Raw genomic sequence first — 13,551 nt, forward strand, 5'->3', positions numbered from 1 at the left:
AAGAATTTGGAAAACTAAGCAGACAGGATAAACAGTGCTGGACGTTAATGCATTTGATACAGTACGCATAGGCCTTGCGAGTGCCGATGATATCCGCAGCTGGAGCTACGGAGAGGTCAAGAAGCCGGAGACCATCAATTACCGGACCCTTAAGCCTGAGAAAGACGGCCTGTTCGGCGAACAGATATTCGGGCCGACCCGTGACTGGGAATGCGCCTGCGGCAAATATAAGCGGGTGCGGTTCAAGGGCATCGTGTGCGAACGCTGCGGTGTTGAAGTGACCCGTTCCCGTGTGCGCCGCGAGCGTATGGGCCATATCGAGCTGGCCGCCCCGGTAACGCATATCTGGTTCTTTAAGGGTGTGCCAAGCCGGCTCGGGTATCTGCTGGATATTTCCCCTAAAGACTTGGAGAAAGTGATTTATTTCGCCGCTTATATGGTGACAGCGGTCAATGAGGAGCAGCGCCAGCAGGATCTTCCGGACCTTCAGGCTGAGCTTGACTCGGAAGTTGAGCGCCTGAGCAACCGCCGTGACAGCGAGCTTGACAAGCGTTCCAGGAAGCTTGAAGAGGATCTCGCAGCGCTTGAGGCGGAAGATGCCGACCCAAAGGCAAAAACAAAGCTCCATACCAGTGCAGAGCGTGATCTGAAGGCGATCCGCCAGCGTTATGATGACGAGATCACCCGTATCGGCGCGGTATGGGACCGTTTCACGGCTTTGAAGCCGGGCGATATGGAAGGCGATGTAGACCTGTGGCGCGAAATGAAAGACCGTTACGGCGACTATTTCGACGGCAGCATGGGTGCAGAAGCTATAAAGAAGCGCCTTCAGGATTTCGATCTCGAAGGTGCAGCAGCCCAGCTGCGTGAAGATGTGGAAAACGGCAACGGGCAGCGCAAAGCCCGTGCCCTGAAGCGGCTGAAAGTCATTATGGCTTTCATCAACACAGGCAAGAGCCCGGCAAATATGGTCCTGGATGTTATCCCGGTCATCCCGCCGGATCTGAGGCCAATGGTCCAGCTTGACGGCGGCCGTTTCGCAACATCTGACCTTAACGACCTGTACCGCCGCGTGATCAACCGCAATAACCGTCTGAAGCGCCTTATCGAGCTTCATGCGCCGGAGATCATGCTTAATAATGAAAAGCGCATGCTCCAGGAAGCTGTTGATTCCCTCTTTGACAACGGACGCCGCGGGCGTGCCGTTACAGGCGCATCGAACCGTCCGCTCAAATCGCTTTCTGATATGCTCAAGGGCAAGCAGGGGCGTTTCCGTCAGAACCTTCTGGGCAAGCGTGTGGATTATTCCGGGCGTTCCGTGATCGTTGTGGGGCCGAGCCTGCGCATGCATCAGTGCGGCCTGCCGAAGTCTATGGCTTTGGAGCTTTTCAAGCCGTTTGTCATCAAGCGCCTTGTGGAACAGCAGTATGCACAGAATATGAAGAGCGCGAAGCGTATGGTGGACCGCGGCGATTCCGTGGTCTGGGATGTCCTTGAGGAAGTCATCTCCAACCATCCTGTACTGCTCAACCGTGCACCTACGCTGCACCGTCTGGGTATCCAGGCGTTTGAACCCGTGCTTGTTGAGGGCAAGGCTATCCATCTGCCCCCTCTGGCCTGCGCAGCATTCAACGCAGATTTCGACGGCGACCAGATGGCTGTCCACCTTCCGCTGGGTGCTGAAGCCCAGGCTGAAGCCCGCACCCTGATGCTCGGGTCGGATAATATCCTTAAGCCTGCGGACGGCCACGCTGTAACTATGCCTTCCCAGGATATGATCCTCGGGCTGTATTATCTGAGCACTGAAAAGGAAGACGCCCAGGGCCAGGGCCGTATTTTCGGGTCAATAGAAGAGGCGCGCATGGCGCTTGACCTGCATGAGATCGATATGCAGGCTAAGATACTCCTTCGCGTCGGCTCAGATTTTGTCCTCCCCGATAACTGGGAGCCGGGCGAAGTCAAGGTCAGGGACCCCCGTGACGGTGAAAGCGATGTTGCCAGGGAAGAGCGTTTTGCAGACGGCAGCGTGCTTTTTGCCACGACCTACGGGCGTATTCTGTTCAACGGGACGCTCCCTGAGGATTATCCGTATATCAACGAGCAGGTCCCTAAGGGCAGGCTGTCGTCCATAGTTGACGATATCGCTTCCAGGTATTCCACCGAGCAGGTTGCTGCAACGCTGGATGCTTTGAAGGACCTTGGGTTCACCCGTGCCCAGTGGGCAGGCGTGACTATCGCATTCTCTGATATCGTTGCCCCTTCGGAGCATAAGCAGATCGTTGACGAGTATGAAGCCCAGGCTGATAAGGTCAATGACCAGTATGCTATGGGCCTTCTTACTGAAGAAGAGCGCCGGCAGGAGCTTATCAACCTGTGGACGGAATGCACCGATAAGGTTGCTGACGCCATGCAGAATAACTTCTACCAGGATAATAATGTGAATATCATGGTCCAGTCAGGCGCCCGCGGCAACTGGATGCAGATCCGCCAGATCGCCGGTATGCGCGGCCTGGTGGCGAACCCTCGGGGCGAGATCATCCCCCGCCCGGTCAAATCCAATTACCGTGACGGGCTGTCAGTGCTTGAGTACTTCATTTCACAGCATGGTGCCCGTAAGGGCCTGGCTGATACGGCACTCCGTACGGCAGAGTCGGGATATCTGACCCGCCGTCTGGTGGATGTATCGCAGGATGTTATTGTCCGCGAAGAAGACTGCGGGACTAAGCACGGGCTTGCTGTTACTGTGGCTGAGCCTGATGAGGACGGCAACCTCCAGCTTGTCAGGAATGCTGACGGCGGTCCGTATTCACGCCTGCTGTCTGCAGATGTTGTTGACCCTTCCGACGGGAAGACGGTCCTGTACCGCCGGGATGAAGCCCTGTCCATGGATGTGCTCAAAGACCTTGTTGCCCACGGGGTGTCAAGCGTGCGCGCACGTTCCGTGCTGACCTGCGAATCTAAGCGTGGGGTCTGCGCAAAGTGCTATGGATGGTCCCTGGCAACGAACCGCCTTGTCGATGTCGGCGAAGCTGTAGGTATCGTGGCTGCGCAGTCTATCGGTGAGCCTGGTACCCAGCTGACGCTGCGGTCCTTCCACTCCGGCGGTGTTGCATCAGCATCTGATATCACCCAGGGCCTTCCGCGTGTTGCTGAGCTTTTTGAAGCCCGCACGCCGAAGGGCGAGGCACCTATCAGCGATGTGGACGGTACTGTACATGTCGAAGATAATGAGCGCGGCCGTACTATTACGGTCGTCCCGGATGAAGGCGATGAGAACTTCGAGTATAAGGTGACACGCCGTGTGCCGCTCCTTGTTAAGGATGGCGAGCATATCAGTGCAGGTACTGCGCTGATTGAGGGTTCTGTGGATCCTAAGCGTATCCTTGAAGTGCTCGGCCCGCGCGCAGCCCAGGTTTCTATCGTTGAGGGCGTCCATGATGTGTACCGTTCCCAGGGCGTGGATATCCACGATAAGCATATTGAAGTGATCGTGCACCAGATGCTCCGCCGCGCAGTTATCACCTCTCCGGGTGATACCAGGTATCTTGAGGGCGAGCTTGTTGACCGCCAGATCCTGCGCGAAACTAACCGCAAGGTTGCCGCTGAAGGCGGCCGCCCTGCTGACGGACGCCCTGAACTGATGGGTATCACCAAGGCATCCCTGGCGACTGAATCATGGCTGTCCGCGGCTTCCTTCCAGGAAACTACCCGTGTCCTTACTGAAGCGGCGATCCAGCAGAAAGTCGATGACCTTAAGGGGCTCAAGGAGAATGTCATTATCGGTAAGCTTATCCCGGCAGGTACCGGCCTTGCGCGGTACCGCAATGCCCAGGTAGAGCCTGATAAGGCGATCCGCGACACGATCTACCCGAGCTTTGGCCTGGGCGAGGAGCCTAAGGAGCTTGAAGTCAACAGCAATGAGAGCCTGGATGGTATCGATTTCAACAGTATCGATTTCAACCAGCTCAATATCAGCGATGATTTCAATCCTGACGATTTCCTTAATGACCTTGGCGGAGGCCTGGGGCTGGACGGTACCGATCCGGCTGCCGGCTCGCCGCTCCCGGATATTACCGGGCTTCCGGATGTGAAGCCGGATCAGGAGTAGGCCGGCGCACCGAGGCAGTGCACAAGGTTATAAGTATTTAGGCAAGCATTAAGCCCGGCCGGCATCGCACCGCGCCGGGCTTCTGCATGTCCGCAGACAGCGTATAACGGGCCTTTTACGTTTGCGCCGGGCCTTTGGAAAGATTACAATATACGTAAGTAAATATGTAACCGGGAGGCCATATATGGTCGGTACTGCCAGCACAGATTCTGAGGGGACACAGGAGGGCGGGGAAGCCCGCGAACCGTTGAGCAAACCGCTCCCGCATGGGGTCCCGTACGTTACGCTTAATAATGGCGTTGCCATGCCGCAGGAAGGTTTCGGCGTATTCCAGATATCCGGGCGATCCAAATGCAAAAAAGCCGTTATGGATGCGCTGGAATGCGGGTATCGCCTTATTGATACTGCGCAGTTTTACCGCAATGAAGGTTCTGTCGGCGAGGCCATAGCAGAAAGCGGCGTTCCGCGCGAAGATATTTTCTTGACAACAAAAGTATGGATCACCCATTACGGATATGATAAAACGATAGAGAGCATCAGGCATTCCCTGGCCCAGCTGAGGACAGATTATGCAGACCTGGTCCTGCTCCATCAGGGTGTGGGCAATTACCTGTGGGCATACCGGGCGCTGGAAGACCTCTGCCATGACGGTGTTATCCGTGCGATAGGCATATCCAATATGGAGCCCGACCGTTTTGTCGATCTGGCAAAGCGTGCACATGTCATCCCTGCTGTGAACCAGATAGAAAACCATGTGTTCTGGCAGCAGCGCGAGGCGCTGGGCATTATGCGTGAGTATGGGATCCAGCCTGAATCATGGGCGCCGTTTGCAGAAGGCAAGAATGGGCTGTTCACCCATCCTGTCCTTACTGAGATTGGCGAACAGTACGGCAAGACTGCCGCGCAGGTAGCGCTCAGGTCCCTTGTACAGCGCGATATCGTAGTTATCCCAAAATCGGTGCATAGGGAACGGATCGAAGAAAATATCGATATCTGGGATTTTGAGCTTTCCGATTCCGATATGAACCAGATAGATGCGCTGGATACCGGCAAATCACTTTTTGGCTACGCCAGGATGTTTTCCAGCATGCAGCGTTTCGGTCTTTTTACCGCTAAGAAAAAGTATTAGGGGATGCCGTATCGGGGAGGTATCGGACTGCTGCAGCCCTGCGCCACTGCCGGCGTGGAAAGCCGGATCCCGGCCCCTTCCAGTTTTCGCCGTGCCGGAGTATAGTGTTAGAAAGTATTAACACAGTTAGATTCCGTATACAGGTATTGGAGAAAAATGGCATTAGGTACAGTCCCGCAGCCTGAAGGCTTGGCAAACCCGCCGATCGATGAGCTCGACCAGCATGCCCAGTCGCGGTATGCGCTTGCTATGTTTGCTGCACGGCGCGCCCGTCAGATCAATTCATATTTCACGCAGCTGAATGAGGGCCTCCTCCAGAACGTCGGGCCCCTGGTAGAATACAAGAACCAGGAAAAGCCTCTGACTATTGCTTTCCGTGAGATCAATGACGGCCTCCTTGAGGAGACGCTTGGTGAAGATGATCTGTCTGAAGGCGTGCTGAGCTGATTTCAGCTTTAAATTATCTTATGGTTATAGGGATCCCCGTACCGCCCCTACGGTGCGGGGATTTTGTTTCAGGGCAAGTTTTAGCAGTTTATAACGGTTTTATGGCGACAGGTACAAAGCAGGTTTGATATGGCAGCTGCACAGGACATTCGGCTCATTACGTCTGAATCTGTTACGGAAGGGCATCCCGATAAAGTATGCGACCAGATATCTGATGCTATCCTTGATGAGCTCCTTAAGAAGGACCCTTCTTCGCATGTAGCAGTAGAAACGTGTGCAACGACAGGGCAGTTCCTTGTTTTTGGCGAGATCACGTCAGAAGGGTATGTCAATATCAATCAGATAGTGCGCGAGACATTGGAGCGTATAGGGTATACCAGTTCGGACATCGGGCTGGATGCGGGTTCTGCAGGGGTCCTTGTATCTATCAACGAGCAGAGCCCTGAGATCAATGCAGGCGTATCCCGGCAGGCCGCAACGCAGGAGGAACGCTATGCCGTGCAGGGGGCCGGCGACCAGGGGATCATGTTCGGGTATGCCTGTGATGAGACTGACGCTTTTATGCCTCTGCCGATCGAACTTGCGCACCGGCTGGCGGAAAAGCTGGCATATGTGCGCAAAAAGGGGATCGTTGCGCATCTGAGGCCTGACGGTAAAACGCAGGTAACGGTGGAATATGATGGAAGCGGTGTGCCGCAGAGGGTCGATACCATAGTGATTTCTGCCCAGCATGATCCGGAGGCCTCCCAGGAATGGCTGCGCGGCGAGCTTATCCGGAATGTTATCAAGCCGGTACTTGACAGTACGCTGGCCTCGTGCAGGGGCGGCACAGTCAGGCATGATGATTACAGGCTCCTGGTGAACCCTACGGGCTCCTTTGTGCTTGGCGGCCCTGCTGCTGATGCCGGTCTGACGGGCAGGAAAATCATCGTTGATACTTATGGCGGTGTGGGCCATCATGGCGGCGGCGCTTTCTCGGGGAAAGACCCCAGCAAGGTTGACCGTTCTGCAGCATATGCTTCCCGGTGGGTCGCCAAAAATATTGTTGCAGCAGGGCTTGCGCGTAAAGCTGAGGTCCAGCTGGCGTATGCAATAGGGGTGGCTGAACCGGTATCTGTTACTGTCGATACGATGGGGACGGGGACAGGCCCTGGGATAACTGATCCTGTGCTTGCGCAGGCGGTCCGGCAGGTGTTCGACCTGCGCCCTGCGGCTATTATTGATGAACTGGACCTTCTGAGGCCGATATACAGTAAAACTGCGGCATACGGGCATTTCGGCAGGGCAGATGAAAGCTTTACGTGGGAACAGACAGATAAAGCCGGCGAGCTCAGGGAAGCTGCGCTGTCTGCTGCCCGGCAGCAATGACATACAATGACATAATGATATGGCTGTAGTAATCTGAAACTATGGTAATAATAGGCGAGCAGATGGCCCTGGATGGCCTGGCGCCGCGCAGGAGGAAAAGCTCTGCGCATGTTAAGGTGCCGGCGGCCCGCCTCCCTGTTGCCCAGGTGGTTATTGACGTACAGGCTGCAAATCTGGGCCAGGCTTTTGATTATCTTGTTGAAGACAAACATTCCGACAGCGCTGTACCGGGGATGAGCGTGCGCGTGCGTTTCGGCGGCCGCCTTGTCAACGGCATTATCTGGGACCGCGTGGAATCCAGCAGCACGCCCCGCAGCTCATTGAAATTCATTGAGCGTGTTATAGGCAGTTCGCCCGTTGCCCCCAGGCAGATGAGGCGTGATATTGAAGAGATAGCAGATTATTTTGCGGGTACGCGGGCTAATATCATCCGTCTTGCCATCCCCTCCCGCGTGGCAAAGGTAGACAAAGAGCCGCAGCCGGCGGTAGCGCGGCCCGTACAGGGAAAGCTGCCGGACAGTGCCCGGAAGGTGTATGAGGCGCAGACCCGGCGTGTGGAGGCATCTTACGGGCATATCGACGACGTGGAGCGGGCATGGTCAGGATCTTCTCCGGCTGGTATTGTCTGGAATGCCATGCCGGGAGTAACTGCATGGGCTGATGATATCGTATGGCTGGTCAGCAGGAGTTTCCTTTCGCAGAGGCCGATAATAGTTGAGCTTCCGGATATCGCGCATATCAGGCTTGTCCACCAGCAGCTGCAGGCTGCGGGGTTCCTCCCTTTCGCGCTGCGCTCAGGGCGGGGCGTGTGGAATGGGGACTACTGCATCCTTGTCGGCGCTATGACCCCTGAGGAACGCTACCGTTCGTATATGGCGGTTGCGCAGGGGTCTGTACAGTGTGTGATCGGCACCCGTGCAGCAATGTACGCCCCTGTGCAGGGCAATGCTGTATTTGTTGCGGTGGATGATATCGCTTACCAGAATGCAGACGGTTTTACCCCCTATGCCAATGTGCGTGATGTTATGCGCCTGCGCGCCCGCGGGCACAAAGGCATTTTTGTCGCATTGGGCCATAGCCGCAGCCCGCAGAGCCAGTGGGAAGTGTCAGGAAGGCAGCCGGGGGATGCTGCCATAGAGGTGGGGCAGGCTATTGAAGTGAGCCCTTTGCCGGCACCGTTGAAGAAAGCAATGCCGTGGGTCAGGCTGTTCAACCGTGAGGAGCTTGAGCGCCTTGCCGACCCCGCAATCGGTGCCCGTATCCCACATACCGCAGTCTCCATACTTAAAAATGCGCTGCGGTCCGGCCCTGTCCTCCTGTGTGTCCCGCATGACGGGCAGTCCATGGTATTTATCTGTTCCCGGTGCCGCCGTCAGGCGCGCTGCCTCCGATGTTCCGGGCCTTTGCAGCAGGGCTCGCGCAGGGATGGATCCCCGCGCTGCGCATGGTGCGGTGCTGCAGCGTCGCAGTGGTCCTGCCTCCATTGCGGGGGCAGCGCGATGCGCGTTATCCGTGTGGGGGCGCTGGGCACGGCCCAGGAGCTCCGCGGGCTTTTCCCCCGTACACGGATCGTTACTTCCACTCCAAACCAGCCGCGCGGCGTTATAGAACATATTGAGGACAGGCCTCAGGTAGTCATAGCATCCCCCGGGGCCGAACCGCAGATAGTCAGTACAGGGCTGACGCGCATGGAGCACCGTGAAGGCATCGGCGTGGAAAAGTCTGATACTGCCTACCAGAATATTGACGGCGCCTATCATCCAAGCTACAGGGCTGTTGCCATTGTTGATACATGGACAAGCCTGTATGCTTCGCACATGGATTCGCGTATTGATATCCTCACTGCGTGGATGCGCGCGGCTGCACTGTGCGCATCCCATGAGGACGGTGGGCAGGTGCTCCTCCTGGGGGAATGCGAGCCTGCGATAGCGCAGTCCCTGATTGCTTGGGATCCCTCGTATCTGGCCCGAAAAGAGGTCGAGGAGCGTAAGGAGGCCGGCATGCCTCCTTCTGTTACTGCGGCGAATATATGGGGGCGGCGTGAAGTTGTGGAATGGGTGCTTAAAGATATCGGTGCGGATATAGGTGCAGCCGATGTAGAATCTGATCTTGCCCTGCTGCCCTCGGGCATCCCGTCAGTACTGGGCCCTGTCCCCATACCGGAGCCGTCTAATATTTCTGACCGTCAGCTTGAGGGAAGCAATGACCGTGTGCGTGCTGTAGTCCGGGCCAGCCTGGACCGGACCGGGACGCTGTCCCGGCGGCTGCGTTCTGCAGCGGCGAAGCATGCAGCTTCCCGCGTCAAAGGGGAGCTGCATATCCAGATCGACCCTAAAAATTTGAGCTGATATATTCCGTTTTTTTGAACGGCTCAGATGAGCCGGTTCACAGGTCCGCATCTTCCCATTTCTCAGGCCGGGGGACTGTGCGCAGTGATGTTGCAATAGAAATAACCAGGCTTATAGCGGCAAAAACTGCTGCAATCACAGCAGTTATAGTGAACCCATACTGCAGCTGGAGCACCGGCCCTATAGCTGCAGGCGTCACTGCGCCGAAAATGCCTACTGCTGTTTCAAATACTGCTGTGGCGCGCCCCTGCATGGTATCCGGCGTTTTCCCGAATATGAATCCGTACAGGCCTGTGTTGAGCGATGGCAGCGGAAGCCCCATAAGTGAAAGGGATATCAGGACAGCCGTGTAGGAATGGAAAAAGATCAGGGGGATAAAACAGAGGGTGTCAAAGGCGAGAGAAAGGATAATAAGTTTTCCGGTAGGTATACGGCTGGATACCCAGTTCGCCAGAAGCGAGCCGATAAGGGTCAGTGTCCCCATGCCTGAATCAAGCAAACCTATCAGTATGGAATCCGTCCCCTGAGCTATGAGGTATATCTGGGCTCCGGCAACGATTGCAGTAAATGCAATATTGACCGTAGCCCCGACGGCGAGTGCTGCCATGAACTTCTTTTTTGACATGGCCCAGGCCAGCCCTTCGCGGAGGGTGCGGATAAAGCTGTGAAGGGGGTCCTGCCCTTGAGGTATTTCCTGGGCAGGGATTACTTCGGCTGTACCATTTTTCGGCTTTCCACCGGTACCCGGGCCGCTGCTGCCGCCCTTGAGGGCCGCTTTCCTTCCCTGAGAGGGAAGCTGAAGCGTAGCTGTCTGCCCGGCAGCATAGAAAACCGCTGCAAAGGCTATGGGGAGCCAGGGGAAAACCCTGTACAGGAATCCCGCTGCAGTGCCGCCAAGCAGGCCTACCACTGATTCGCGGGTTTCCCGGATTGCCTGTGCGCTGGCAAATTTTTCTGTAGGGACAAGGGATTTCAGGATAGCATCATTTGCAGTACCGCACAGGCCTACGAGAAGGCCATAGGCAGCAGTGACGGCAATAAGCAGGGGGGTATTGAGCAGGTTAGCAGCAACCAGGACTGTAAAAATAACGGAAAGTATTATGCCGGCGGTATTCTCGATTATCATGAGTCGGCGCCTGTTGCAGCGGTCAGCTATAGCACCGCCAATCGGCATCATAACAAGGTTGATTATATTTTCGAGTGCGACGATAGCCCCCGTTACGGCTTCAGAATGGGATACCTTCCATGCGAGCAGGGATACGGCGAAGCTCCGCACGGTAACAGCCAGGACATCTGTAGTATCGGCAAGGAACCACCAGCGGTAGTTGCGTATTGTCCATAATGATCCGCGCTGCATTACCGTTCCTCCTGAAGTATGGCGCATGCTGTTCTTCCTGCATTACAGTGTACGCTTCCCCTGTGCACGCAATAGCGGCCAGGATTTTCATACGAGGGGAATAAATATTCAAGGCGTTTCCCGCTGCCGGGCCATAGCTGCCGTTCGGATGCGGAAGGTGCTGCAGCCGGCTGCGGTAGTCAGCCCTTTCGCTAAAGTAGGCAGGTATGAGAATACTTTTTACCGGTACCCCTGAAGCGGCAGTTAAGCCCTTGCAGGCTCTCGCTTCCGCGGGCGGGGGTATGGAAGTCGTTGCTGTCCTTACCCGGCCTGATGCCCCGCAGGGCCGCGGGCGCAGGCTGGCGCCAAGCCCTGTGAAGGCTGCAGCTATGGAGCTCGGCCTGCCGGTGATCGAGGACAAACCCACGTCAGACGGTTTTTTTGAAGCAGTAGCACGTTTCAAGCCTGATATTGCCGCTGTGGTGGCATACGGCAGTATCCTGCGCCAGCCTGCGCTGGATGCTGTCCCCCTCGGATGGTTCAACCTCCATTTTTCCCTGCTGCCTCAGTACCGCGGAGCAGCCCCTGTGCAGAGGGCTATCTGGGCGGGTGAAACGGTTACGGGCGCTACAGTGTTTAAGATCGGTCCCGGCCTTGATAACGGCCCTGTAGCCGCACAGTCAACGGTTGAGATAGGGGCCCATGAAACATCCGGCGAACTGCTTGGCCGGCTGTCCGAAGACGGCTCGAACCTTCTGTGTGCAGCTTTGAAGGGCATAGCAGACGGCCATCTGGCTCTGGTTGAACAGCCTGAAGGGGTGTTTGAACCTGCCCCCAAGATACATCCTGATGATGCCAGGATCCGGTTTGATGTGCCTGCTTTTGCTGCTGACAGGCAGATCCGTGCCTGCACGCCGGAGCCCGGTGCATGGTGCCTGCTCCATAACCGTACGGAGACGGATGCACAGGGAGCAGAGGGGGGCATCAAACTCACTGTTGCCCGTGCCCATCCGGATATGTCTGATGATCCGCAGAAGCCTGCAGGGCTCCGGCCGGGCATGATTGCCGTGTCGAAAAAACATGTATGGATAGGGACGCTTACTGATCCGCTGGAGCTTGACCAGGTGAAGCAGCAGGGGAAAAAACAGATGGCTGCAGCGGACTGGGCCCGGGGGGCAAGGCTGCCTGAAGGTGCTTATTGTGACTGAGCATTACAGCCGTCGGCGGCGGCATAGTAAGAATAACAAACAGAAAGCAGCACGGCCGGCCCGTAAAGGCGCGGGGGCCGGTAAGGCCGGCAACCCGCGTGAGCTGGCGTATCTTCTGCTTGCGCGCATACACAGTACTGACGCCTTTTCAAACCTTCTGGTACCGCGCGAGCTTTCCCGCTCTGCCCTGGATGCGCGGGATAAAGCGTTTGTTACTGAAGCCGTATACGGCTCCCTGCGCTGGCAGGGGCTACTTGATACCGTTATCAGCGCTGTTGCCCGTCGCCCTGTTGCCGGGATAAGTGCCCAGGCCATTGATATCCTTCGAAGCGGGGTTTACCAGATACTTTTCATGGGGACAGCCGGTTATGCTGCTGTCTCGCAGAATGTGGACATCATGCGTAAGTATGCGCCGGGCCCTTTGCCCGGATTTGTGAATGCAGTGCTCCGCACAGTCACGCAGCGCCCCCGCCAGGAATGGGAGTCCCTGGTTGTATCGCGTATCCCTAAAGAAGATAAGGATAAGCGGCTGTCGGTGAGGTATTCCCATCCTGAGTGGACCGTCAGCCTGCTGCGTGAAGCGTGGGAAGGGGCCGGATACAGCCAGTACCAGGCTGCTGAGGGAGGGGCCGGTGCTGAGGGCCAGCTTGAGGCGATGCTTGCAGCCGATAATGAACCGCCGGACGTTGTTTTGTGCGCCCGCCCCGGGCTTATCAGTGTTGAAGATGTTATGGCGGAAGTGCACGGCATCGCGGGGACCCGGGGGACATGCGGGCATGGGCGTTTTTCGCCGTATTCCGTACATGTTAGAGGCGTCGATCCCCAAACACTGCCATCGGTCAGGCAGGGGCTGTGCGGCGTCGAGGATGAGGGCAGCCAGCTGGCAGCACTGGCGCTTGCCTTTTCGGTGCCGGTCAGCCGGGGCGAGCGCTGGCTTGATATGTGTGCCGGCCCCGGAGGCAAAGCGGCCCTCCTGGCTGCGTGTGCTGCGCAGCATGGAGCTGCGATCCTTGCCAATGAGCCTGCGCACCATCGGGCGGATCTCGTACGCAGCAGCCTCAGGCGCTTAGGCGCAGGGGCAGAAGGTGTTACTGAACATGATGGCCGCGAACTGGGGAAACTGTATCCGCACTCATTCGACCGCATACTTGTAGACGCGCCGTGTTCCGGGCTTGGAGCCCTTCGCCGCCGGCCGGAATCCCGATGGAGGAAAAAGCCCCAGGATGTTGCTGCGCTTGCGGCTCTCCAGCAGGGGCTTCTGTCTTCCGCATATGAGGCGCTGAAGCCGGGCGGGACTATGGCTTATGTAACATGTTCCCCGGTTGTTGCGGAAACGGCACGTATAGTGGACCCCTTCCTTAATTCCCATCCCGATATGCGGCGCATGGATACAGCCGCAGTTATCCACGGTATTTCTTCCGATCCCGGGATCCCGCTCCCTTCCCGTGCCGGCGACGTACAGCTGTTTGAACACCTGCATAATACGGATCAGATGTTCATCAGCCTTCTGCATAAAATACAGTGAGCTTCCCTGAAGATTTTGTTTTCAGGGGACACGCTATAGCCGGGTTCGGTGGACGCAGATGAGGAAATTTTGTAAAATTAGA

8 protein-coding genes are annotated in these 13,551 nt (G+C 56.7%); 7 read left to right on the plus strand and 1 reads right to left on the minus strand.

What is annotated here, in order from left to right; all coding sequences use genetic code 11:
- Positions 1-34: 34 nt before the first annotated feature.
- From ABKA16_RS00910 to ABKA16_RS00930, 5 genes are all read left to right on the plus strand, one after another.
- The gene (locus ABKA16_RS00910; RefSeq protein WP_380999665.1) at positions 35-4,108 is read left to right on the plus strand and encodes a DNA-directed RNA polymerase subunit beta'; all 4,074 of its coding nucleotides are present in this window, start codon (positions 35-37) and stop codon (positions 4,106-4,108) included.
- Between the two features lie 184 nt (positions 4,109-4,292).
- Positions 4,293-5,237 carry an aldo/keto reductase gene (locus tag ABKA16_RS00915; RefSeq protein WP_380999664.1) on the plus strand — a complete coding sequence of 315 codons (945 nt, stop codon included), beginning with the start codon at positions 4,293-4,295 and terminating at the stop codon, positions 5,235-5,237.
- 156 nt (positions 5,238-5,393) lie between these two features.
- Complete coding sequence (gene rpoZ / locus ABKA16_RS00920) at positions 5,394-5,684, plus strand: DNA-directed RNA polymerase subunit omega (protein ID WP_380999662.1); 291 nt, start codon at positions 5,394-5,396, stop codon at positions 5,682-5,684.
- Between the two features lie 129 nt (positions 5,685-5,813).
- A complete protein-coding gene (gene metK / locus ABKA16_RS00925) occupies positions 5,814-7,052 on the plus strand; it encodes a methionine adenosyltransferase (protein ID WP_380999661.1) in 1,239 nt (412 codons plus the stop codon).
- Positions 7,053-7,093: 41 nt separating this feature from the next.
- Positions 7,094-9,400, plus strand: coding sequence for a PriA (locus tag ABKA16_RS00930; RefSeq protein WP_380999660.1), 2,307 nt, complete (start codon positions 7,094-7,096; stop codon positions 9,398-9,400).
- A gap of 37 nt (positions 9,401-9,437) precedes the next feature.
- Here the strand turns inward: ABKA16_RS00930 and ABKA16_RS00935 are convergent, their stop codons facing one another.
- Positions 9,438-10,784 (minus strand): MFS transporter, encoded by a 1,347-nt coding sequence (locus ABKA16_RS00935; RefSeq protein ID WP_380999659.1) that lies wholly within the window; start codon positions 10,782-10,784, stop codon positions 9,438-9,440.
- Between the two features lie 179 nt (positions 10,785-10,963).
- Between ABKA16_RS00935 and fmt the strand changes: the two genes are divergently transcribed.
- Together fmt and ABKA16_RS00945 are read left to right on the plus strand one after the other, a co-directional pair.
- The gene (gene fmt / locus ABKA16_RS00940; RefSeq protein WP_380999657.1) at positions 10,964-11,944 is read left to right on the plus strand and encodes a methionyl-tRNA formyltransferase; all 981 of its coding nucleotides are present in this window, start codon (positions 10,964-10,966) and stop codon (positions 11,942-11,944) included.
- Positions 11,937-13,469, plus strand: a complete 1,533-nt coding sequence (locus ABKA16_RS00945; RefSeq protein ID WP_380999655.1) for an RsmB/NOP family class I SAM-dependent RNA methyltransferase — start codon at positions 11,937-11,939, stop codon at positions 13,467-13,469. Before fmt ends, ABKA16_RS00945 begins: the two co-directional genes overlap by 8 nt.
- Positions 13,470-13,551 lie beyond the last annotated feature (82 nt).

The sequence above is a fragment of the Scardovia wiggsiae genome (assembly GCF_051045985.1).
In the GTDB taxonomy this organism is placed as follows: Bacteria; Actinomycetota; Actinomycetes; order Actinomycetales; family Bifidobacteriaceae; genus Scardovia; species Scardovia wiggsiae.

Coding starts and splice junctions, on each gene's coding strand:
- ABKA16_RS00915 (WP_380999664.1), top strand. CDS start 4,293: ATGGTCGGTACTGCCAGCACAGATTCTGAGGGGACACAGGAGGGCGGG.
- rpoZ (WP_380999662.1), top strand. CDS start 5,394: ATGGCATTAGGTACAGTCCCGCAGCCTGAAGGCTTGGCAAACCCGCCG.
- metK (WP_380999661.1), top strand. CDS start 5,814: ATGGCAGCTGCACAGGACATTCGGCTCATTACGTCTGAATCTGTTACG.
- ABKA16_RS00930 (WP_380999660.1), top strand. CDS start 7,094: ATGGTAATAATAGGCGAGCAGATGGCCCTGGATGGCCTGGCGCCGCGC.
- ABKA16_RS00935 (WP_380999659.1), bottom strand. CDS start 10,784: ATGCGCCATACTTCAGGAGGAACGGTAATGCAGCGCGGATCATTATGG.
- fmt (WP_380999657.1), top strand. CDS start 10,964: ATGAGAATACTTTTTACCGGTACCCCTGAAGCGGCAGTTAAGCCCTTG.